Source organism: Pantoea sp. Mb-10 (assembly GCF_021272205.1).
Taxonomy (GTDB): domain Bacteria; phylum Pseudomonadota; class Gammaproteobacteria; order Enterobacterales; family Enterobacteriaceae; genus Pantoea.
Genome location: NZ_JAJSDX010000014.1, coordinates 12574 through 30821 on the forward strand (window position 1 = coordinate 12574; position 18248 = coordinate 30821).

The window sequence follows — 18248 nt, forward strand, 5'->3', positions numbered from 1 at the left end:
GCGCTGAGCACAGGCTTCATCTCTGGCTAACGGTTGGGGATGAAGCCTTTTGTTTTCTGGCGCGCCGAACGTGCCGTAAAAGGAGAGTGTGATGACAGAACGCCGTCTGTTGGCTGCGCTAGCGACCGCTGCGCTGCTGATATCGGGCGCGGCCCAGGCCAGCGACGATGCGATGCTGCGCGCATTTAACGACGCGGTGCGTACTTTGCCCGCCGCGCCTGCGGCAACGTCCCGCCCCGCATCGCCGGACAAGCTGCGCGCCACTGCGGCGGAGAAACGGCGCCGAAGCGCTCCGTCGAAAACGGAAAACACGGCGGCGGTGACCCTCCCTAAAAAAGAGGGGGAACACGATGCAAAGCAGGCGACGCGCCAGACGGAAAAACAGCCGCTAACGCAGCAGGTCGCCACGCTGAGGCAAGCGCAAAAAAACGCCCGGGCGCAACAGGCGGCGCACATCGCCCAGCTCACCGATCAGGTGAACAATGCGATAGCTGCGGCCATGCGCAGCGAGGAGGCGCTCAAGCGCGAACAGGCGAAGCACGCCAAGGCGCTTGCCGACGCGCAAAGTGAAAACAAAAAAACGCAGCAGGCGCGACGCACTGATTATGAGCAGCAGCTCGCGACGCAGCTGCGCGATGCCGCCGCAAAACGCACGGCGTTGCAGCGTGAGCTCGACCAGCAGCGCTCGTCGCTGGTCGCGCAACAACGCGAGGCGCACGACAAAGAGAAACAGCGGCTGGAAAGCCGCATCGCCGGCCTGGAGGCGGCGCTAAAAGCGGCACAAAAAACGCCTGACGCGCTCGCTGAGCCGCAGGGCGACACCGCGCGCAGCAGTTATAGCTTGGGCCAGTTCATCGCCAGCAATGTCGTGGTTCAGCTGCAGATGGTGAAAGACAGCGGTGTGCCTTTTGATTTGGATGCGTTGATTGCCGGACTCACCACGCAGCTTAAAACCGGTCAATCGGCGCTGGCGAGCGCGGAAATGGCGCAGCGCTATGCCGCGATGCAGGCCGCGCTCAACAAGGCGCTCGTTACACTGCTGGAAAAAAACGACGCACAGCTCGCCAGGCTTGGCGCGGGGCGTAAAGTCCTAAAAAGCGACGAAGGCGTGCGCTGGTTTACGGTGAAACCCGCAAAAAAACCGCTCAGTGCGGATCAAAGCGTCGCGGTACAGGTCAAGGTCAGCACGCTGGGCGGCAAACTGATCAATGATTTTAAGGACGACAAGGTTCCCTTCAACCGTAGCGTGCCCCCACTGTTGTACGAAGCGATGGCGCTGAGCGGCAAGGGCGGCACCGTGGAGGGGTGGGCGCTGGCAAAAGATATTGCCGCGCGCGAGCCGCTGCCGGCGTGGGTGGCGCCTTATGACATCATTCATTACGCGCTGACCCTGCGTTAAACGCCTCCCGTCCGCCGCACCCTCGGCAGATGAGAGGCGATTCATCCTCTCTCCGGCGTTTTTTACTCCCCCGCACGTGGCACCATTGATTTTCCCTTATTGAGGACGCATGTTAGAGAAATTGCGCCGCGCAAGCGCGCGCCGCCGACACTCACGAAAAAAGGACTGCGCTTATGACCAATCCGTTACTCACCCCTTTTACGCTACCGCCTTTTTCCGCTATCAAGCCTGAACATGTGGTGCCGGCCGTTACTGAGGCGCTGAACGCCTGCCGTGCCGAAGTTGAACGCGTGGTGGCGCAAGGCGCCCCTTACACTTGGGAAAACCTGGTGCAGCCGCTGGCAGAGGTTGACGATCGCCTCGGCCGTATTTTCTCACCGGTTAGCCACCTGAATTCCGTGAAAAATAGCCCTGAACTGCGCGAAGCGTATGAGCAGACGCTACCGCTGCTGTCAGAGTACAGCACCTGGGTCGGCCAGCATGAAGGCCTGTATCAGGCCTATCGCAACCTGAAAGAGGGTGACAGCTATCAGGCGCTGGATACCGCGCAGAAAAAAGCGGTCGACAACAGCCTGCGCGATTTTGAGCTGTCCGGTATTGGTCTCGATAAAGCCAAACAGAAACGTTATGGCGAAATTGCCGCGCGCCTGTCTGAGTTGGGCTCCACCTACAGTAACAATGTGCTCGACGCCACCATGGGCTGGAGCAAGCTGATCGCTGACGAAGCCGAGCTGGCGGGTATGCCGGAAAGCGCGCTGGCTGCGGCGAAAGCGCAGGCGGAGGCCAAGGGGCAGGAAGGCTGGTTGCTGACGCTGGATATTCCCAGCTACTTGCCGGTGATGACCTATTGCGATAACGCCGCGCTGCGTGAAGAGATGTACCGCGCCTATTCTACGCGTGCCTCCGACCAGGGACCGAATGCGGGCAAGTGGGACAACGGTCCGATCATGGCTGAAGAGCTGGCGCTGCGTCACGAGCTGGCGCAGCTGCTGGGCTTTGACTCCTTTGCCGATAAATCGCTGGCCACCAAAATGGCGGAAAGTCCGTCGCAGGTGATTGGATTCCTGAATGATCTCGCCACGCGCGCCCGTCCGCAGGGTGAAAAAGAGCTGGCGCAGCTGCGTGCGTTTGCTAAGCAGACGTTTGGCGTGGAGGAGATGAACCCGTGGGATCTGACCTACTACGGCGAGAAGCAAAAGCAGCACCTTTACACCATCAGTGACGAGCAGCTGCGCCCCTATTTCCCGGAAGCGCGCGCCCTGAGCGGCTTGTTTGAAGTGGTGAAGCGCATTTATGGCATTACGGCGAAAGAGCGCAAAGACGTGGATGTTTACCATCCTGACGTGCGCTTCTTCGACCTGTTTGACGAAAGCGGTGAACTGCGTGGCAGCTTCTATCTCGACCTCTATGCCCGCGAAAACAAGCGCGGCGGCGCCTGGATGGACGATTGCGTGGGGCAAATGCGCAAAGCCGACGGCACGCTGCAAAAGCCTGTTGCCTATCTGACCTGCAACTTTAACCGCCCAGTGCAAGGCAAACCGGCCCTGTTTACGCATGACGAAGTGATTACCCTGTTCCACGAGTTCGGTCACGGCTTGCACCATATGCTGACGCGCATTGAAGCACCGGGCGTGTCTGGTATCAGCGGCGTACCGTGGGATGCGGTCGAGCTGCCGAGCCAGTTTATGGAAAACTGGTGCTGGGAGCCGGAGGCACTGGCCTTTATTTCAGGCCACTACGAAACCGGCGAGCCGCTACCGGAAGCGCTGCTGGAGAAAATGCTGGCGGCGAAAAACTACCAGGCGGCGCTGTTCATTCTGCGTCAGCTGGAGTTCGGCCTGTTTGATTTCCGCCTGCACACTGAGTTTAATCCTGCGCAGGGTGCACAGATCCTTGAGACGCTGCGTGAAGTCAAAAAGCAGGTGGCGGTGGTGCCAAGTCCAGAGTGGGGACGCTTCCCGCACGCGTTCAGCCATGTGTTCGCAGGCGGCTATGCGGCGGGCTACTACAGCTATCTGTGGGCTGACGTGCTGGCCGCCGATGCCTACTCGCGCTTTGAAGAGGAAGGGATCTTTAACCGCGAGACCGGGCAGTCCTTCCTGGATAATATCCTGACGCGCGGTGGTTCTGAAGAGCCAATGGAGCTGTTCAAACGCTTCCGCGGTCGTGAGCCTCAGCTGGATGCCATGCTCGAACATTACGGTATTCAGGGATAAGTTCACGCGTGAAAATTGGTTTAGTGGATGAAACAGGCGCCGGAGACGGCGCCTTATTGTCATTAGCCCAGCGCTGGTCGCTGGAGCACGATGCTGACGCGCCGCTGGCGCTGGTGTTAACGCTTGACCACCTTGAGCTGCGCAAGCGCGACGAGCCTAAACTTGGCGGGATCTTCGTGGACTTCGTGTCAGGGGCGATGGCGCATCGGCGCAAGTTTGGCGGAGGGCGCGGTGAAGCGGTAGCCAAAGCCGTGGGCATCAAAGGAAATTATTTGCCGGATGTGGTCGATGCAACCGCCGGTCTGGGGCGCGATGCCTTTGTGCTGGCGGCGTTAGGGTGCCGCGTGCGCATGCTGGAGCGCCATCCGGTGGTGGCGGCGCTGCTGGAGGATGGCCTTCAGCGTGGCTATGCCGATGCCGAAATTGGCGGCTGGCTGCGCGAGCGGCTCACGCTGCTGCACGTCGCCAGCGAACAGGCGCTCAGTGAGATCGCCCCCGCGCCCGATGTGGTCTATCTTGATCCGATGTACCCGCACCGGCAGAAAAGCGCCATGGTCAAAAAAGAGATGCGGGTATTTCAGTCGCTGGTAGGGCCGGATATGGACGCCGATGCGCTGCTGGCACCCGCGCGGCGGCTGGCCAAGAAGCGCATCGTGGTGAAGCGGCCTGATTACGCACCGCCGTTGGCGGGCGTGGTCACGCAATCCGCCGTGGTGACCAAAAGCCACCGTTTCGATATCTATCCGCCGTTACAGGCATAAAAAAGGCCAGCGCTGCTGGCCTTTCTGTTATTCGTCGTCTTCATCCCGCAGCGGCACAATCAGCATATCAATGTGCACAGTGTTAATCAGCTGGCGCGCGGAGGACATCAGCTTGCTCCAGAAATCCTGATGATGGCCGCAGACCACCAGATCCACATCGTACTGCTTGATCGCATCCACCAGCACTTGCCCTAAATCGCCGCTGCCGCTTAGCGTTTCACCGATAGGATAACCTGCGTTGGTGGAGAGTGCTTTCAGGGCGCTGTGCGTCTCTTCAGAAATCCGCTTTTGCATATCCCCAAGATTGACGTCAATGAGCCCGGTGTAGAGGTCGGAATAATTCACATCGACGTGGATCAGGGAAATTTTGGCGTCGTAAGGGCGCGCCAGCGACACGGCTTTATCGACCAGCAGCTGGCTTTCCGGCGAGAGATCGACGGCGATCAGGATGTGTTTATAAGCCATGATTAAACTCCTTCTCAAGATTCAGGGAACGCCAGGCCGCTGCTGCGGTGGCGAAGGCTTTTGCGCAAAACAGCGGAGCGCCTCAGCGATGGGGTGATGTCACGTGCAGGCGTCTGTAGTTATGCCCTGAGTATAGCCAGACTCGTCCGCGAATGCTGCAAACCGAAGCCCGGCTGTGAGTGCGATCAATGTCCTCGACTTTTTACTCGCACTGAACGAAAAACATCGCTGGAAAAAAATTGAACAGATCTCCTACACTAAAAACCTGTGGCACGCCGTTTCGCCGTGCGCGCAGGTTTGCATAACAACAACGTCAATTCGCATCATCTGTGGCTGGTCTATTTTCCGTGGGGCGTTTGCAGCCTTTCCCCGCTGCCTTTACGTCATTGCGGTACCGGCCGGGAGGGGAACATGGTCAGCACTATCGCGCTTTTTTGGGCTCTGTGTGTGGTTTGTTTGGTGAATATGGCGCGCTACTTCTCTTCGCTGCGCTCATTACTGGCGGTACTGCGCGGTTGCGATCCGCTGCTTTATCAGTATGTCGATGGGGCGGGATTCTTTACGTCGCACGGCCAGCCGAGCAAGCAGGTGCGCCTGGTGCGCTATATCTGGGATAAGCGCTATCACGACCATCATGATGAAGAATTTATTCGCCGCTGCGAGCGGGTACGTGGGCAATTTGTGCTCACCAGCGGGCTGTGCTTTTTGGTGGTGGTCAGCCTGATTGCGATGGCGATCTGGCACTGATGACTACGCTGCGGGCATAAAAAAGGGCGACATTGCTGTCGCCCTTTGCACTGGCTTGAGATGAATTAGATCAGCTTCAGCGCCAGCCAATAAAGTGAACCCGACAGCGCAATGCACACCGGCAGCGTAAATACCCACGCCAACGCGATGTTTTTGATGGTGCGGCTCTGCAGCCCACCGCCATCCACCAGCATGGTGCCCGCCACGGAAGACGAGAGGATATGCGTGGTGGAAACTGGCATGCCGGTGTAGCTGGCGATACCAATCGAGACCGCCGCCGTCACCTGCGCGGACATGCCTTGCGCATAGGTCATGCCTTTTTTACCGATTTTTTCACCGATGGTGGTCGCCACGCGACGCCAGCCAATCATGGTGCCGGTGCCCAGCGCCAGCGCCACGGCGAAGATAATCCACACCGGCGCATACTCTATCGTGCCCAGCAGATCGCCCTTCAGCTTGCTGAGGAAGCGCTTATCCTCGGCGTTGGTTTGCGGCAGCTTGGCCACTTTATCCGCGGTATCCGAGACGCACATCAACAGGCGACGCATCTGGCTGCGCTGCTCACCGGTGAGCTGATCGTAGCTGTTGAGGTTGGTCAGCAGCAGCTGCGCGCGATCAATCGCCTGCACCGCGCGGCTGCTGTCGCAATGGAACTCCTGCGGGCCGCCCAGGCTTTCGTCTGGGGTCGGCACAACAGGCGGCGCCATCTGCACCACGTGCGTCAGCGCATCGCTATGCTGCTGGTAATACTGCTCAAGGTGATTCACCGCGTCACGGGTGCGGGTGATGTCGTAACCGGACGCATTCATGTTGACCACGAATCCCGCCGGCGCGACGCCAATGAGCACCAGCATAATCAGGCCAATTCCTTTCTGGCCGTCGTTAGCACCGTGTGAATAGCTCACGCCAATGGCAGACACGATCAGCGCGATGCGCGTCCAGAATGGCGGCTTTTTCTTGCCGTCGATCTTCTCACGGTCAGCGGGCGTCATATGGATACGGGCACGCTTGGTGGTGCCGCTCCAGTAGCGCCGAAGCAGGAAGATCAATCCGCCTGCAATCACCATCCCCACAATCGGTGACAGAATCAGCGACAGGAAGATGTTGAGCACTTTCGGCAGATTCAGCGCATCCACCACCGAGGTGCCGGTCATCAGGGCGTTGGTTAAACCGATACCAATGATGGCGCCAATCAGGGTGTGAGAACTGGAGGCCGGCAGGCCAAGATACCAGGTGCCGAGGTTCCAGATAATCGCCGCCAGCAGCATAGAGAAGACCATGGCAAGACCATGAGCAGACCCCACATTCAGCAGCAGATCGGTGGGCAACATATGCACGATGGCATAAGCCACGCTCAAGCCGCCTAACAGCACCCCAAAGAAATTGAAAACACCCGCCATCAGAACCGCAAGTTGCGCCCGCATCGCACGGGTGTAAATCACTGTCGCGACCGCGTTGGCAGTGTCGTGGAAACCGTTGATTGCTTCGTAGAACAATACAAACAGCAGAGCAAGAACCAATAACAGGCCGGTGCTTAGGTCAAGACCAGCAAACAGATGTAGCATAAACGTTACGCCATTTTGGAGGACATGAACGCGGCGCATTATCTGCGACAACACACGCGATGGGAAAGGAAAATATAGCCCTTTTTTGTCTTAAAATTACAGGGTCGCCTGGCGGGTAAGGTAAAAAGGCTGAAAAATAAGCAAGTTACAATATGACATATTTACGGCAATTTTTTGACGCTGGCATCCGTGGGCGCAGGTCTCTACAATCAGCGCCTTTATCTTGGTGGGATTCAGCGCAGTGGAAAAGTTTGACGTTATCATTATAGGTGCAGGCGCCGCAGGCTTGTTTTGCGCGGCGCAGGCCGGACAGCGCGGCCGTCGCGTGTTGCTGCTGGATAACGGTAAAAAAGCCGGACGTAAAATTCTTATGTCGGGCGGCGGACGCTGCAATTTCACCAATATGTACACCGAGCCGGCGGCATACCTGTCTCACAATCCGCATTTTTGTAAGTCCGCGCTGGCGCGCTATACGCAGTGGGATTTTATCGATCTGGTGAATCGTCATGGCATTGCCTATCACGAGAAGACGCTGGGTCAGCTGTTTTGCGACGATTCCGCACAGCAGATTGTTGATTTGCTCTTAAAAGAGTGTGAGGCCGGGCAGGTCACGCTGCGGCTGCGCAGTGAAGTGCTCAGCGTGGCGCGTGATGAGAACGGCTATACGCTGCAGCTCAACGGCGCAGAGGTTCGGGCGGATAAGCTGGTGATCGCCAGCGGCGGATTATCGATGCCAGGGCTGGGCGCTTCGCCGTTTGGCTACAAAGTCGCTGAGCAGTTTGGCCTGAAAGTCTATCCCACGCGCGCGGCGCTGGTGCCGTTTACGCTGCACAAGCCGCTGTTAACGCAGTTAAGCACGCTGTCGGGCGTGGCGTTGCCCACCACCATCACCGCGGAAGACGGCACGCTGTTTAAAGAAGCGCTGCTGTTTACCCACCGGGGATTATCCGGCCCGGCCGTGCTGCAAATTTCCAGCTACTGGCAGCCCGGCGAATTTGTCACCATCAATCTCTCTCCTGAGACATCCATCGACAGCTTTCTGCAGGCACAGCGCGAGGCGCATCCCAACCTCAGCTTGAAAAACAGCCTGGCGAAAATCCTGCCCAAACGATTGGTTGAAGTGCTGCAGGCCATGACGCTGCTGCCGGATATCACGCTTAAGCAGCTGAACAGCAAACAGCAGAGTGAGCTGGTAACGCTGCTGCATCAGTGGCGCGTGCAGCCCAACGGCACCGAAGGGTATCGTACGGCGGAAGTGACGCTGGGCGGCGTAGACACCACGCAGCTCTCCTCCAAAACCCTGGAGGCGCGCGCAGTGCCGGGACTCTATTTCATTGGTGAAGTGGTGGACGTTACCGGCTGGCTGGGCGGCTATAACTTCCAGTGGGCGTGGAGCTCGGCTTGGGCCTGCGCCCAAGCGCTATAGCGCTTACGCCTTGCCCGCCAGCGGCGATCCCGGGGCCGCAGAGCGTGGCGCGGCGCCATCCGCCAGCAGCACCTCACCGAGCAGGCTGTCGCGGTTAACCACGCCATAGCGAAGATGGGTGGCGATGTATTTGCGGTCAAAGCTGGTGAGCTTAAACAGCGGCGGCAGCACAGCAGGGCGGCGATCAACCATCAGCATGCGGCTGAGTTTAACCGGACGCCACTGGCTGAGGGTTTGATACAGCAAGCCGCTGGCTTCACACTTGCGTAGAAAGAAGTTATAGCGATTCTCTTCCCGCAGCGCCTGCTGCTGCGCGAGATACACCACCAAATAATCCGGCGTTTTAATGCCCTGTAAAATCAGCGCGTAATGCGGCAGCGCCTTTAGCTGGTGAAAGTAAGCCTCCGAGCCCAGGGTCACAATAGGGCGGAAGCAGGCCAGCCAGTGACCGATAAACGCATTGTCCGGCGGCGCCGCAAGGAACCAGGATTCAATCACTGGATAAGCGAGATCGCGGGTGGACTCCTCACGCCAGAAACCAATGAGATCGTAATGGTTATCAGCATTGACCGCCAACAGGGTATCCAGCGGTTGATTGAGAATGAGCGTGGCGTCCATCCAGATGCCGCCGTAGCGATGGAGCAGCTCCAGGCGAATCACGTCGCTTTTGTGCGAAGGGCGCATATCCGCATGGGCAAAAACCAGTTCAGGCAGATAATGTTTGAGGTTGAGGTTGTTGATCACCGTAACCTCATAGCGTGGGTTTTCGCGCGTGATTTTTTCCACAAAAAGGCGCACTTCTGCCGGCAGCGTTTCGCTCTCCCAATACATCCAAATTTGCCGTGGAATCGCCGCCGGGGAAGTCGTGCGCCCGCGCAAATTGATATCATGCTCGGCCTGTGGGCGATAGTTCGGCAGCGTTCTACGCGGCATCAGCTTTTTTTGCGCCAGCATGCCCAGCGAGACCAGATGCATTTTGAGTTTATTTTTGTTCATTGCTGTGTCCGTTGCCACATCGCCCGCTATCCCACTTCCTGCCTGAACACAGGAGGAAAATGGCCCTGAAATAGCGGGCGTAAAGCGCGATTACGTGCGCGAAAGAGAGCTTAAAATTAACAAACGGCACTGAACGGCTCAATAAATAAACGGTAAAAGCGGCACTTTAAGAAAATGCCCAGCACGGGCTGAGGCGGCGGAGATCTGGTATGATCGCCGCGTTTTTTTACGCGTGGATGACCATCACTATGTTTAAACTTAAATTTCTTGTGCCGCTACTGCTGGTGATCTGTGCCGCGGTGTGGTGGCTGATGCCGCACTACAGCGACGAAGATAAAGCCTATTACATCGCCATTTTCTGCACCCTGACGCATGACGGGCGCGATAACTCCCCGCAGGCCATGCAAAACATCGTTGAAGGCGGTAATTCTGACTATGCGTTACAGAAGATCCACTTCCAGTCCGGGCTGGCAACGCATCTGCAAACCACCTGGCAGAATCTGACGCCGGAACAGCAGCAGTCGGCTCGCCAGGACGCGCTCACCTGCCGTCGCGCCATGTCAGAGACACTGTTGCCCGGCCAACCGGTACAATAAACCCCTTTAGCCTGATGGCAGAAAGATTTATCCGACAGGCTAAAATTAGTTTTCACACGTATACGCCGATGCAGTAAGGTATTTTAAAGGTGCAGTATAAATACTATTTATTTGCGTGAGTAATGGCGGCTGGGTTTATGCGCGTGAAAAAAGGTTACGCTTAAATTAGCTCTGCCTTTTCTTATTGAATTAACTACAAAAACTATTCATAAGCGATACCGGAAATAAGGATTAAGGCAATTAACGCGGTGAACAATAAGCGCTACGTTAGCACATGAATGTTTATCTCATCCAGGGTGCGATGCTTTTTCTCACGCGCTTTTGTATTAAAGCCGTGCAGGCGACAGAGCGCGCACGGGTCATCGCTTTGCTGCAGTAGCGCGATGGCGTCCGGGGCGAGCTGCCGCTTACGGCAGTAAAGTGGTGTACAGCCCATCACCTGCTTAAAGGCGCGCGTGAAAGACTGCTGGCTTTCGAAATGGTATTTTATCGCCAGAGTAATAATTGGCTTTTTACTAAACTTTAACTCACTCACGCAGTGAATAAGCTTCTTCTTGCGAATATAACGCGCCAGCGTTTCGTGATGGTAACGTGCAAAAAGCTTTTGCAAATACCACTTCGAATAACCTGACTTTTCGGCGATATCATCAATACATAAACGTTGATCGAGATTATCCATAATCCATTGGGTGAGGGTATCAATAACACCTTCATTGTATTTGGGCTGCATTTATTGTGTCCTCCGTTAACTCAATGCAGTTTAGATTAATTAATCTTTTGAGGCATCCGACTAATGTCATTTTTTAAACAAAATGGCTTATTTATTAATTATAAAACGAGACATTTCTTGTTTTTTTAAATAATTATTTAGATGAGTCAGTTTTAAATACCACTTAAGAGGTATTGTCTGCTTCAGGATGCGAGCAGGGCGAAAAAGCAGAGAGGAATGCAACGAAATAGAAGGCGGCACAGCACACGGCCCTCCCGCAGCGTGCGGCTATCACTCACACACGCTGCGGGCAGAAAGATTAGCGCGGCTTCTTGCTGGATTTTGCCCGGTACATCTGCGCGTCGCTGTCGGCCAGCAGCTGCTGCAACGACTGCGGATGGGCAGGATCAAACTCCACCACGCCCGAGGAGAAGTGCAGCGCGTAGCGACGCTCAAGCGTGCGCGTTTGCTGCTGAAGCTGAGCGCGGAAGCGCGTCAGTGCCGCTTCGGCATCGGCTTTTGACAGGCCGTCAAACAGCACCACAAATTCGTCGCCGCCTAAGCGGGCAAACAGGTCTGCCTGGCAGAAGGTCATTTTCATGGTGTCAGCGAAATCCATCAGAGCCCGATCGCCTTCGCGGTGTCCAAGCGTATCGTTAATCACTTTAAACCGATCGAGGTCAAGAAAGGTGAGGCTGGCGCGACGCTGCTGCTTTTGGTATTCGTTGAGTGTCATCTGACCGAGCGCCATAAAGCCGCGGCGGTTGGTGATCTGCGTGAGTTCATCAGACGTCGCGTTCTGAAACGCCACCAGCTCCGATTCAGCCATGGCCGCGAGGTCGCGCAGCGTGTGCTTGTCCTCATCGTCAAACGCTCGCGGCTGGTGGTCGACAATGCACAGCGTACCGACTTTTACACCACCGGGCGTGCGTAGCGGGCAGCCGGCATAAAAAATCACCGGCGTGTCGCTGTTCAGGGTCAGCGGATTATCGTGGAAGCGCGGATCGGCCAGCGCGTTCTCCACGACCATCACGTCCTCCTGCAGTAGGGCATGTCCACAGAAAGAGATGTTGCGCGGCGTGGTGCGGCTGCCGTTACCGGCAATCGATTTATTCCAGAGATGATCTTCTTCCACCAGACTCACCAAGGCTAACGGCACGCCAAACATGCGTCGGGCAAGACGGGTTAAGCGATCGAAGCGCTCTTCATCGGGCGTGTTGAGAATGTTGAGTTCACGTAACTCGGTCAGCCGGCTTGACTCGTCCGCTGGCAGGGCTGGTGCTTTCATTGCATTACTCTTTTTTGAGGGGTTAGAGGGGGACTGCCGTTAAAACGTAAGACGCCTGAGCGTGAATAATGTGCGATTCACGCCCAGGCATCAGGAGGATCAGAGCACTTTTTGCTCAGCGAGATCAAGGGCAAAATAACTGAAAATCAGGTCTGCACCGGCACGCTTGATGGCACCCAAGCTTTCCAGCACCACATTACGCTCGTCAATGGCGCCCGCTTGCGCAGCGAACTTAATCATCGCGTATTCACCACTGACCTGATAGGCCGCCAGCGGCAGCGTGGTGCGCTCGCGCACGTCGCGCAGGATATCAAGGTAGGCACCCGCCGGTTTAACCATCAGAGAATCTGCGCCTTCGGCTTCGTCGATCAACGATTCACGGATGGCCTCACGACGGTTCATCGGGTTCATCTGATAGGTTTTACGATCGCCTTTTAGCGCGGTGCCCGCTGCTTCACGGAACGGGCCGTAGAACGAGGAGGCGAATTTGGTGGAGTAGGACATGATGGCGGTATCGGTAAAGCCTGCCGCGTCCAGCGCCTGACGGATCGCCTTCACCTGGCCGTCCATCGCCGCGGACGGCGCGATAAAATCAGCGCCCGCCTGCGCGGCCACCACGGCCTGCTTGCCGAGGTTAATCAGCGTTTGATCATTGTCGACGCCGTGGTCGCAGAGTACACCGCAGTGACCGTGGCTGGTGTATTCGCAGAAGCAGGTATCCGACATCACGATCATCTCGGGCACGGTTTCTTTGCAAATGCGTGACATGCGCGCCACCAGACCGTTCTCGTTCCATGCATCGCTGCCGGTGGCGTCGGTGTGGTGCGAAATGCCAAACGTCATCACGGAGCGAATACCGGCTTTGGCGATGCGCTCAATCTCATAGGCTAAACGCTTTTCCGGAATACGCATGACGCCGGGCATCGCTTTGATCGGGACGTAATCGTCCACGCCTTCTTCAACGAAAATGGGCAGAGCCAAATCGTGCAGGCTGAGGTGTGATTCCTGGAACATTTCCCGCATTGAGGCGCTTTTACGCAATCTTCTGGGACGTTGGATTAGATCGAAATCAGACATAGATAAATAACTTATTCTGGTGAAAAAAGTGACACCAGTTTACTCCCTTTCGCGCAGGGGCATGAAGGATTGTGTGCGGAATGGCGCGTGAATAGACCACTCCCGCCGGGCGGCGGGAGTGGGGGACACACTTACTCGTTGATATCCGGGTGCTGCTGCACCAGGTTTTTACGCTTCGCCTCCAAACGGGCGATCTCCGTATCGATATCTTCGATTTTCTGCTCAATATTGTCGTGATGCTCCTGCAGAATCTCACGCGCTTCATCGATATCCGATGCGGCTGGCGTCGCACCGCGCAGCGGTTTGTTAGCGGTTTCTTTCATGAACAGGCCAGTGATCAATCCGACGACCGCCACCACCATCAGATAGTAAGCAGGCATATACAAGTTGTTGCTGGCTTCTACCGCCCATGCGGTCACGGTCGGCGTCAGGCCAGCGATCAAAATGGAGATGTTAAACGCACTGGCCAGCGCACTGTAGCGAATATGCGTTGGGAACATGGCGGGCAGCGACGAGGCCATGACGCCGGTAAAGGCGTTCAGAATCACCGCCATTAACAGCAGACCCGCGAAAATCAGCCCCAGCACGCCGCTGTTGATCAGCGAGAAGGCCGGAATGGCAAAGGCAAACAGCGCAATGCTGCCGATGATCACAAACGGACGGCGACCAAAACGGTCACTCAGCATGCCCATGATTGGCTGTACAAAGAGCATACCCATCATGATCGCGATGATAATCAGCACCCCGTGATCTTCGGAGTAGTGCAGATTGTGCGACAGATAGCTCGGCATGTAGGTCAACAGCATGTAATAGGTCACGTTGGTCGCTAGCACCAGCCCGATACAGGCCAGCAGGCTTTTCCAGTGCTTGGTGGCGATCTCTTTAAACGACACTTTCGGGCCGTCGCGCAGACCTTCGCGGTCGCCCTGCTCAAGTTTGTCCACGTGCTGCTGAAACGCAGGCGTCTCTTCCAGCGCGTTACGCAGGTAGAGGCCAATAATGCCCAGCGGCAGCGCCAGGAAGAACGGAATGCGCCAGCCCCACTCAAGGAAGTTGGCTTCGCCAATAATAGTGGAGATCAGTACCACCACGCCGGCGCCCAGCACGAAGCCGGCGATGGAACCGAAGTCTAGCCAGCTACCCATAAAGCCGCGCTTGCGGTCAGGGGAGTATTCCGCCACGAAAATCGACGCGCCGGTGTATTCACCGCCCACCGAGAACCCTTGCGCCATTTTTGCCAGCAGCAGCAGCACCGGTGCCCAGATGCCAATCGAGGCGTAAGAGGGGATCAGGCCGATACAGAAGGTACTGATCGACATGATAACAATGGTAATCGAAAGGATCTTTTGACGACCGTATTTGTCGCCCAACATGCCAAAGAACAGCCCACCCAGCGGACGAATCAGGAAGGGGACTGAGAAGGTTGCCAGCGCCGCGATCATCTGGATGCCAGGCGAGGCGTCCGGGAAAAAGACTTTACCCAGCGCATAGGCCACAAAGCCATATACGCCGAAGTCGAACCACTCCATCGCGTTACCCAGCGAGGCGGCGGTGATGGCTTTGCGTAAACGCGCGTCATCAATAATAGTGACGTCGTCAAGTCCGATAGGTTTTACACGCTTCCTACGTAATTTCATGAAATTACCCTGTATTGGAATTCGAAAAGTCCTCAACGCTGCAGACTGTACTGTGGCTCAAAGTCCGCGGCGTTGAGAAAATTTAAGCATAGCCGCGAACAGCCGTTTTTCCCTGCCTTCGCGGTTATCATCAGCAACGAAATGATTGCGTTACGCGACAGAGTATACTGTTTTGATGTGATGCATGTCATGTTTGCGCCAATAACTGCTCATTTTTTGGCTAAAGCTGTGGTTGTGAAAGCGGCGGCAGACGGGAATAATTTTTTTCGAATTGCGTCCCACGCCGCAGAATACGCGGCGTGCTTAAAAGGCATAAGAAAAAGCCCGACATGTTATTGGGCGAGCAGAGGAGAATGCGGATTAATACAGCGAGCGCAGCGGCGCACCGGTTAACCAGCCGTGAATATCTTCAACGGCTTGCGTGAAGTAGGTGCGGTAGTTGCTGTCGGCCACATAGCCCAAATGCGGCGTGGCCAGTACGTTGGGATGCTGGCGCAGCGGATGATCGGCGGGCAGCGGCTCTTGCTCGAAGACGTCCACTCCTGCGCCACCGAGAGCACCGTCGTTCAGTGCGGCGAGCATCGCAGCCTGATCGACAATCGCGGCGCGGGAGGTGTTGATCAGCAGCGCGCCGGGTTTCATCTCTGCCAACGCTGCGCGATCGATAAGATGACGCGTGCGCTCACTCAGTACCAGGTGTACGGACACAACGTCGCTTTCCCGCATCAGCGCGTGCAGCGAAGGCATTAGCCTGGCTTGGCAGGCGGCGGCGCGTTCTGCGGTCAGATTTTGACTCCATGCGCAGACATCCATCCCAAAGGCGCGCGCCACATTTGCCATTTCACCGCCGATTTTCCCCAAGCCCACCAGCCCCAGCGTTTTAGCGTGCAGACCGCGACCCAGCGTCTGTTGCCACGGGCCATTCTGGCGCAGCGCCTGGTGCTCGGTGACAAGATGGCGAGCGAGGCCCAGCAGCAGGCCCCAGCTGAGCTCCAGCGGCGCGGCGCTGCTGCTGGCGGTGCCGCACACCGCGATATAGCGCTCGGCGCAGGCGTGTAAATCAATCGACGCGTTGCGCATGCCGGATGTCACCACCAGCTTTAGCTTCGGCAAACGGCCAATCAGCTCGGCGGTCAGGGGCGTGCGTTCGCGCATCACCACCAGAATGTCTGCTTCAGCGATTTGCGCGACCAGCGCGTCCTGGTCGGCGTAATGCTGGTGCAGCGCCGTGGTCATCACCTCAGGTGCCAGCGAGGCCCAGTCGGCCAGGGAGAGGGCAACGTTTTGGTAATCATCCAGAATGATGCAGCGCAGGCTCATGTAATTCCTCCACGAGAAGGGGCTGATGCTCATGCTGGCGAAACCAGTCGAGCGCCCGGGTGTTGTCCATGGGATGGGCATAATAATAGCCCTGGATAAACGTCACGCCACGCTGTTGGAGATAGGTAAACTGCAGCGCTGTCTCCACGCCTTCGCCCAGCACCGCGAGCTGCAGCTTGTGGCACAGATTAATGATGGCATCGAGCACGGGGGCTTCCCGGTCGAGTGCTTCTATCGCGTGAATAAATCCGCGGTCAATTTTCAGGTAATCCAGGGGGAACGTCAGCAGGTAGGAGAGCGAGCAGTGACCGGTGCCAAAATCGTCAATCGCCACTTTCATGCCGTGCGATTGTAAATAGCGCAGCTTACGCGCCACGCGCTCGCCATCTTCGATCAGGCTGCGTTCGGTTAACTCGAGCGTCACCACCATCTGTTTCTCTTTGATGCGGCTTGCAAAACGCTGAATATCCTGCACGAAGTCATCATGCTGTAGATGTTCTGCCGCCACGTTCAAACCAATATGGAAACCCGGCGCAACCGACCAGCTCTGAAGATCCTCCGCCATCAGGTCGAGCAGGTGCTGCGTGAGCGGCACAATCATGCCCTCGGCTTCGGCATGGCTAATAAAAATATCCGGACGCACATGCTCGCCGTGAGGTAACTGCCAGCGCAGTAGCGCTTCCGCGCCGCTGCAACGCCGCAGGGTGTTGCTATAAACCGGCTGGTAATGCACAGAAAATTGACGCGTGGCGATGGCGCGGCGGATATCATCGGCCCATGAAATACGACGGTGTAGCCAGTTGGCGGTTAATATCATCAGCAAAACAGAGAAGATGGCCGCCATCGGCAGAAAGATAAACAGCGCCTGACGCCACGCTTTAAGCAGTTCATGGGTGGGCACGGTGGTCATCACGCTGATGGGGTAACGGGTCGAGGTTGCCCGATAGGCTTTATTTTCCAGATAAAACGCGGGCGCTGCTTCGGCGGGGCCGCTGGCAATCACGGCCCCGCCATTAAACTGTAAGCTCAGCTGATAGCCGCGCGACTCGCCGATCGCCTGCATAAAGTCCATCAGGTATTGCCCGTCAATGGTGGCCCAAACACCGCTGCCGTCCGGCAGGTTTCGCACAAACACCACTGCCGGGCGATTGGGCACCCCCAATGTGCCGCGCACCGAAAGGCTCCACCAGGCTTTGCCCGTGATCGGCGGTGGCTGCATCATCATTTCAGACAGCGTGCCGTGATCGACGCCGTATGCGGAGGAGCACGTAATGTTGTTGCCACTCAACAGCCCGATGGACCGGAAATAGGCGTAAAGCGAGCCGTCCCGCTGCAGCTGCGCTTCAATCTGCGCACAGGGTTGGCCCTGAAACTGGCGCAAATGCGTGATCATATCCCAGGCGTTATCGCTCATTTTTTCTGCCTGGGTCAGCAGCGTGTTGGCCACCGCAATTTGCTGCTGGTTGATGGTGTGCCGCGCTTCAATCGCCGTAAAAAGGATCCCTAGCACCAAGGGCAGCAAACCGGCACACACAATCAGCAGCCAATTGACGTCACGATGTCGTTTTTGCAGAGGCACCGGGATATTCCTCAATGGATTAACGCCGCGGATGGGTTTAGAAGAGATGCTTAGCAGCATACCATTTTCCAGGCAATCTGCCTCTTCGGTTGTTTGCCGCAGGCAGCGGGTAGATTCGCCACGGGCAGTGGCAGGGTGCCTTTTCGCTGGCACGGAGCGACTTTTGTTCGCCATGACACTGGCAGGTGCCTTTGCCGCGTAGCGGCGACCGAGCAGAGGGGAGATTCGCCACGGGCAGTGGCAGGGTGCCTTTTCGCTGGCACGGAGCGACTTTTGTTCGCCGCAGGCAGCGGCAGGTGCTTTTCCGTTAGCACGGTGCAATTTTCGTTCGCCATAGCAATGGCAGGTGCCTTTGCCGCGTAGCGGCGACCGAGCAGAGGGCGCCAGGCCGCGCCCTCTGCACTCCCCGGCCCTGCGCCAGCCCCACTCGCCGCTGCGCGGTGCCTTCACTCCCTCAGCCTTCCTGA

At 56.9% G+C, this 18248-nt stretch carries 15 protein-coding genes; 6 read left to right on the forward strand and 9 right to left on the reverse strand.

Annotated elements, in window-relative coordinates; genetic code table 11:
• Window positions 1-91 precede the first annotated feature (91 nt).
• The 3 genes from LU196_RS19815 (at window position 92) to rsmJ (ending at window position 4376) form a co-directional block, all read left to right on the forward strand.
• Window positions 92-1399 (forward strand): FKBP-type peptidyl-prolyl cis-trans isomerase N-terminal domain-containing protein, encoded by a 1308-nt coding sequence (locus tag LU196_RS19815; protein ID WP_232761107.1) that lies wholly within the window; start codon window positions 92-94, stop codon window positions 1397-1399.
• A 173-nt stretch (window positions 1400-1572) separates the two neighbouring features.
• Complete coding sequence (gene prlC, locus LU196_RS19820; protein WP_232761106.1) at window positions 1573-3615, forward strand: oligopeptidase A; 2043 nt, start codon at window positions 1573-1575, stop codon at window positions 3613-3615.
• Window positions 3616-3623: 8 nt separating this feature from the next.
• Window positions 3624-4376, forward strand: coding sequence for a 16S rRNA (guanine(1516)-N(2))-methyltransferase RsmJ (gene rsmJ, locus LU196_RS19825; RefSeq protein ID WP_232761105.1), 753 nt, complete (start codon window positions 3624-3626; stop codon window positions 4374-4376).
• 27 nt (window positions 4377-4403) lie between these two features.
• On the opposite strand, the gene uspA is transcribed toward rsmJ, so the two are convergent.
• Window positions 4404-4841 carry a universal stress protein UspA gene (gene uspA / locus LU196_RS19830; protein WP_232761104.1) on the reverse strand — a complete coding sequence of 146 codons (438 nt, stop codon included), beginning with the start codon at window positions 4839-4841 and terminating at the stop codon, window positions 4404-4406.
• A 411-nt stretch (window positions 4842-5252) separates the two neighbouring features.
• Here uspA and uspB point away from each other — a divergent pair, with 411 nt between their 5' ends.
• Window positions 5253-5588: a universal stress protein UspB gene (uspB, locus tag LU196_RS19835; RefSeq protein WP_232761103.1), complete on the forward strand. Its 336-nt coding sequence runs from the start codon at window positions 5253-5255 to the stop codon at window positions 5586-5588.
• 65 nt (window positions 5589-5653) lie between these two features.
• On the opposite strand, the gene pitA is transcribed toward uspB, so the two are convergent.
• Window positions 5654-7153 (reverse strand): inorganic phosphate transporter PitA, encoded by a 1500-nt coding sequence (pitA, locus tag LU196_RS19840; RefSeq protein ID WP_232761101.1) that lies wholly within the window; start codon window positions 7151-7153, stop codon window positions 5654-5656.
• A 241-nt stretch (window positions 7154-7394) separates the two neighbouring features.
• Here pitA and LU196_RS19845 point away from each other — a divergent pair, with 241 nt between their 5' ends.
• A complete protein-coding gene (locus LU196_RS19845; protein WP_232761099.1) occupies window positions 7395-8579 on the forward strand; it encodes an NAD(P)/FAD-dependent oxidoreductase in 1185 nt (394 codons plus the stop codon).
• A gap of 3 nt (window positions 8580-8582) precedes the next feature.
• On the opposite strand, the gene LU196_RS19850 is transcribed toward LU196_RS19845, so the two are convergent.
• Window positions 8583-9575, reverse strand: coding sequence for a glycosyltransferase family 32 protein (locus tag LU196_RS19850; protein ID WP_232761097.1), 993 nt, complete (start codon window positions 9573-9575; stop codon window positions 8583-8585).
• Window positions 9576-9823: 248 nt separating this feature from the next.
• Between LU196_RS19850 and LU196_RS19855 the strand changes: the two genes are divergently transcribed.
• Window positions 9824-10171, forward strand: coding sequence for a hypothetical protein (locus LU196_RS19855; protein ID WP_232761095.1), 348 nt, complete (start codon window positions 9824-9826; stop codon window positions 10169-10171).
• A 262-nt stretch (window positions 10172-10433) separates the two neighbouring features.
• Here the strand turns inward: LU196_RS19855 and LU196_RS19860 are convergent, their stop codons facing one another.
• From LU196_RS19860 to LU196_RS19885, 6 genes are all read right to left on the reverse strand, one after another.
• Window positions 10434-10901, reverse strand: coding sequence for a helix-turn-helix domain-containing protein (locus tag LU196_RS19860; RefSeq protein ID WP_232761093.1), 468 nt, complete (start codon window positions 10899-10901; stop codon window positions 10434-10436).
• 298 nt (window positions 10902-11199) lie between these two features.
• Window positions 11200-12168 (reverse strand): sensor domain-containing diguanylate cyclase, encoded by a 969-nt coding sequence (locus LU196_RS19865; RefSeq protein WP_232761091.1) that lies wholly within the window; start codon window positions 12166-12168, stop codon window positions 11200-11202.
• A 99-nt stretch (window positions 12169-12267) separates the two neighbouring features.
• Entirely contained in the window at window positions 12268-13245 is a 978-nt protein-coding gene (gene hemB / locus LU196_RS19870) for a porphobilinogen synthase (RefSeq protein ID WP_232761090.1), read from the reverse strand.
• A gap of 131 nt (window positions 13246-13376) precedes the next feature.
• Window positions 13377-14882, reverse strand: a complete 1506-nt coding sequence (proP, locus tag LU196_RS19875) for a glycine betaine/L-proline transporter ProP (RefSeq protein ID WP_232761089.1) — start codon at window positions 14880-14882, stop codon at window positions 13377-13379.
• Window positions 14883-15242: 360 nt separating this feature from the next.
• Window positions 15243-16202, reverse strand: coding sequence for a D-2-hydroxyacid dehydrogenase family protein (locus LU196_RS19880; protein ID WP_232761088.1), 960 nt, complete (start codon window positions 16200-16202; stop codon window positions 15243-15245).
• Window positions 16174-17781 (reverse strand): EAL domain-containing protein, encoded by a 1608-nt coding sequence (locus tag LU196_RS19885; RefSeq protein ID WP_232761087.1) that lies wholly within the window; start codon window positions 17779-17781, stop codon window positions 16174-16176. Before LU196_RS19885 ends, LU196_RS19880 begins: the two co-directional genes overlap by 29 nt.
• Window positions 17782-18248: the final 467 nt, after the last annotated feature.

Excerpts from the sequence above, each read along its gene's own strand:
- LU196_RS19815 (WP_232761107.1), top strand. The coding sequence starts at position 92 with ATGACAGAACGCCGTCTGTTGGCTGCGCTAGCGACCGCTGCGCTGCTG.
- prlC (WP_232761106.1), top strand. The coding sequence starts at position 1,573 with ATGACCAATCCGTTACTCACCCCTTTTACGCTACCGCCTTTTTCCGCT.
- uspA (WP_232761104.1), bottom strand. The coding sequence starts at position 4,841 with ATGGCTTATAAACACATCCTGATCGCCGTCGATCTCTCGCCGGAAAGC.
- uspB (WP_232761103.1), top strand. The coding sequence starts at position 5,253 with ATGGTCAGCACTATCGCGCTTTTTTGGGCTCTGTGTGTGGTTTGTTTG.
- pitA (WP_232761101.1), bottom strand. The coding sequence starts at position 7,153 with ATGCTACATCTGTTTGCTGGTCTTGACCTAAGCACCGGCCTGTTATTG.
- LU196_RS19850 (WP_232761097.1), bottom strand. The coding sequence starts at position 9,575 with ATGAACAAAAATAAACTCAAAATGCATCTGGTCTCGCTGGGCATGCTG.
- LU196_RS19855 (WP_232761095.1), top strand. The coding sequence starts at position 9,824 with ATGTTTAAACTTAAATTTCTTGTGCCGCTACTGCTGGTGATCTGTGCC.
- LU196_RS19860 (WP_232761093.1), bottom strand. The coding sequence starts at position 10,901 with ATGCAGCCCAAATACAATGAAGGTGTTATTGATACCCTCACCCAATGG.
- LU196_RS19865 (WP_232761091.1), bottom strand. The coding sequence starts at position 12,168 with ATGAAAGCACCAGCCCTGCCAGCGGACGAGTCAAGCCGGCTGACCGAG.
- hemB (WP_232761090.1), bottom strand. The coding sequence starts at position 13,245 with ATGTCTGATTTCGATCTAATCCAACGTCCCAGAAGATTGCGTAAAAGC.
- proP (WP_232761089.1), bottom strand. The coding sequence starts at position 14,882 with ATGAAATTACGTAGGAAGCGTGTAAAACCTATCGGACTTGACGACGTC.
- LU196_RS19880 (WP_232761088.1), bottom strand. The coding sequence starts at position 16,202 with ATGAGCCTGCGCTGCATCATTCTGGATGATTACCAAAACGTTGCCCTC.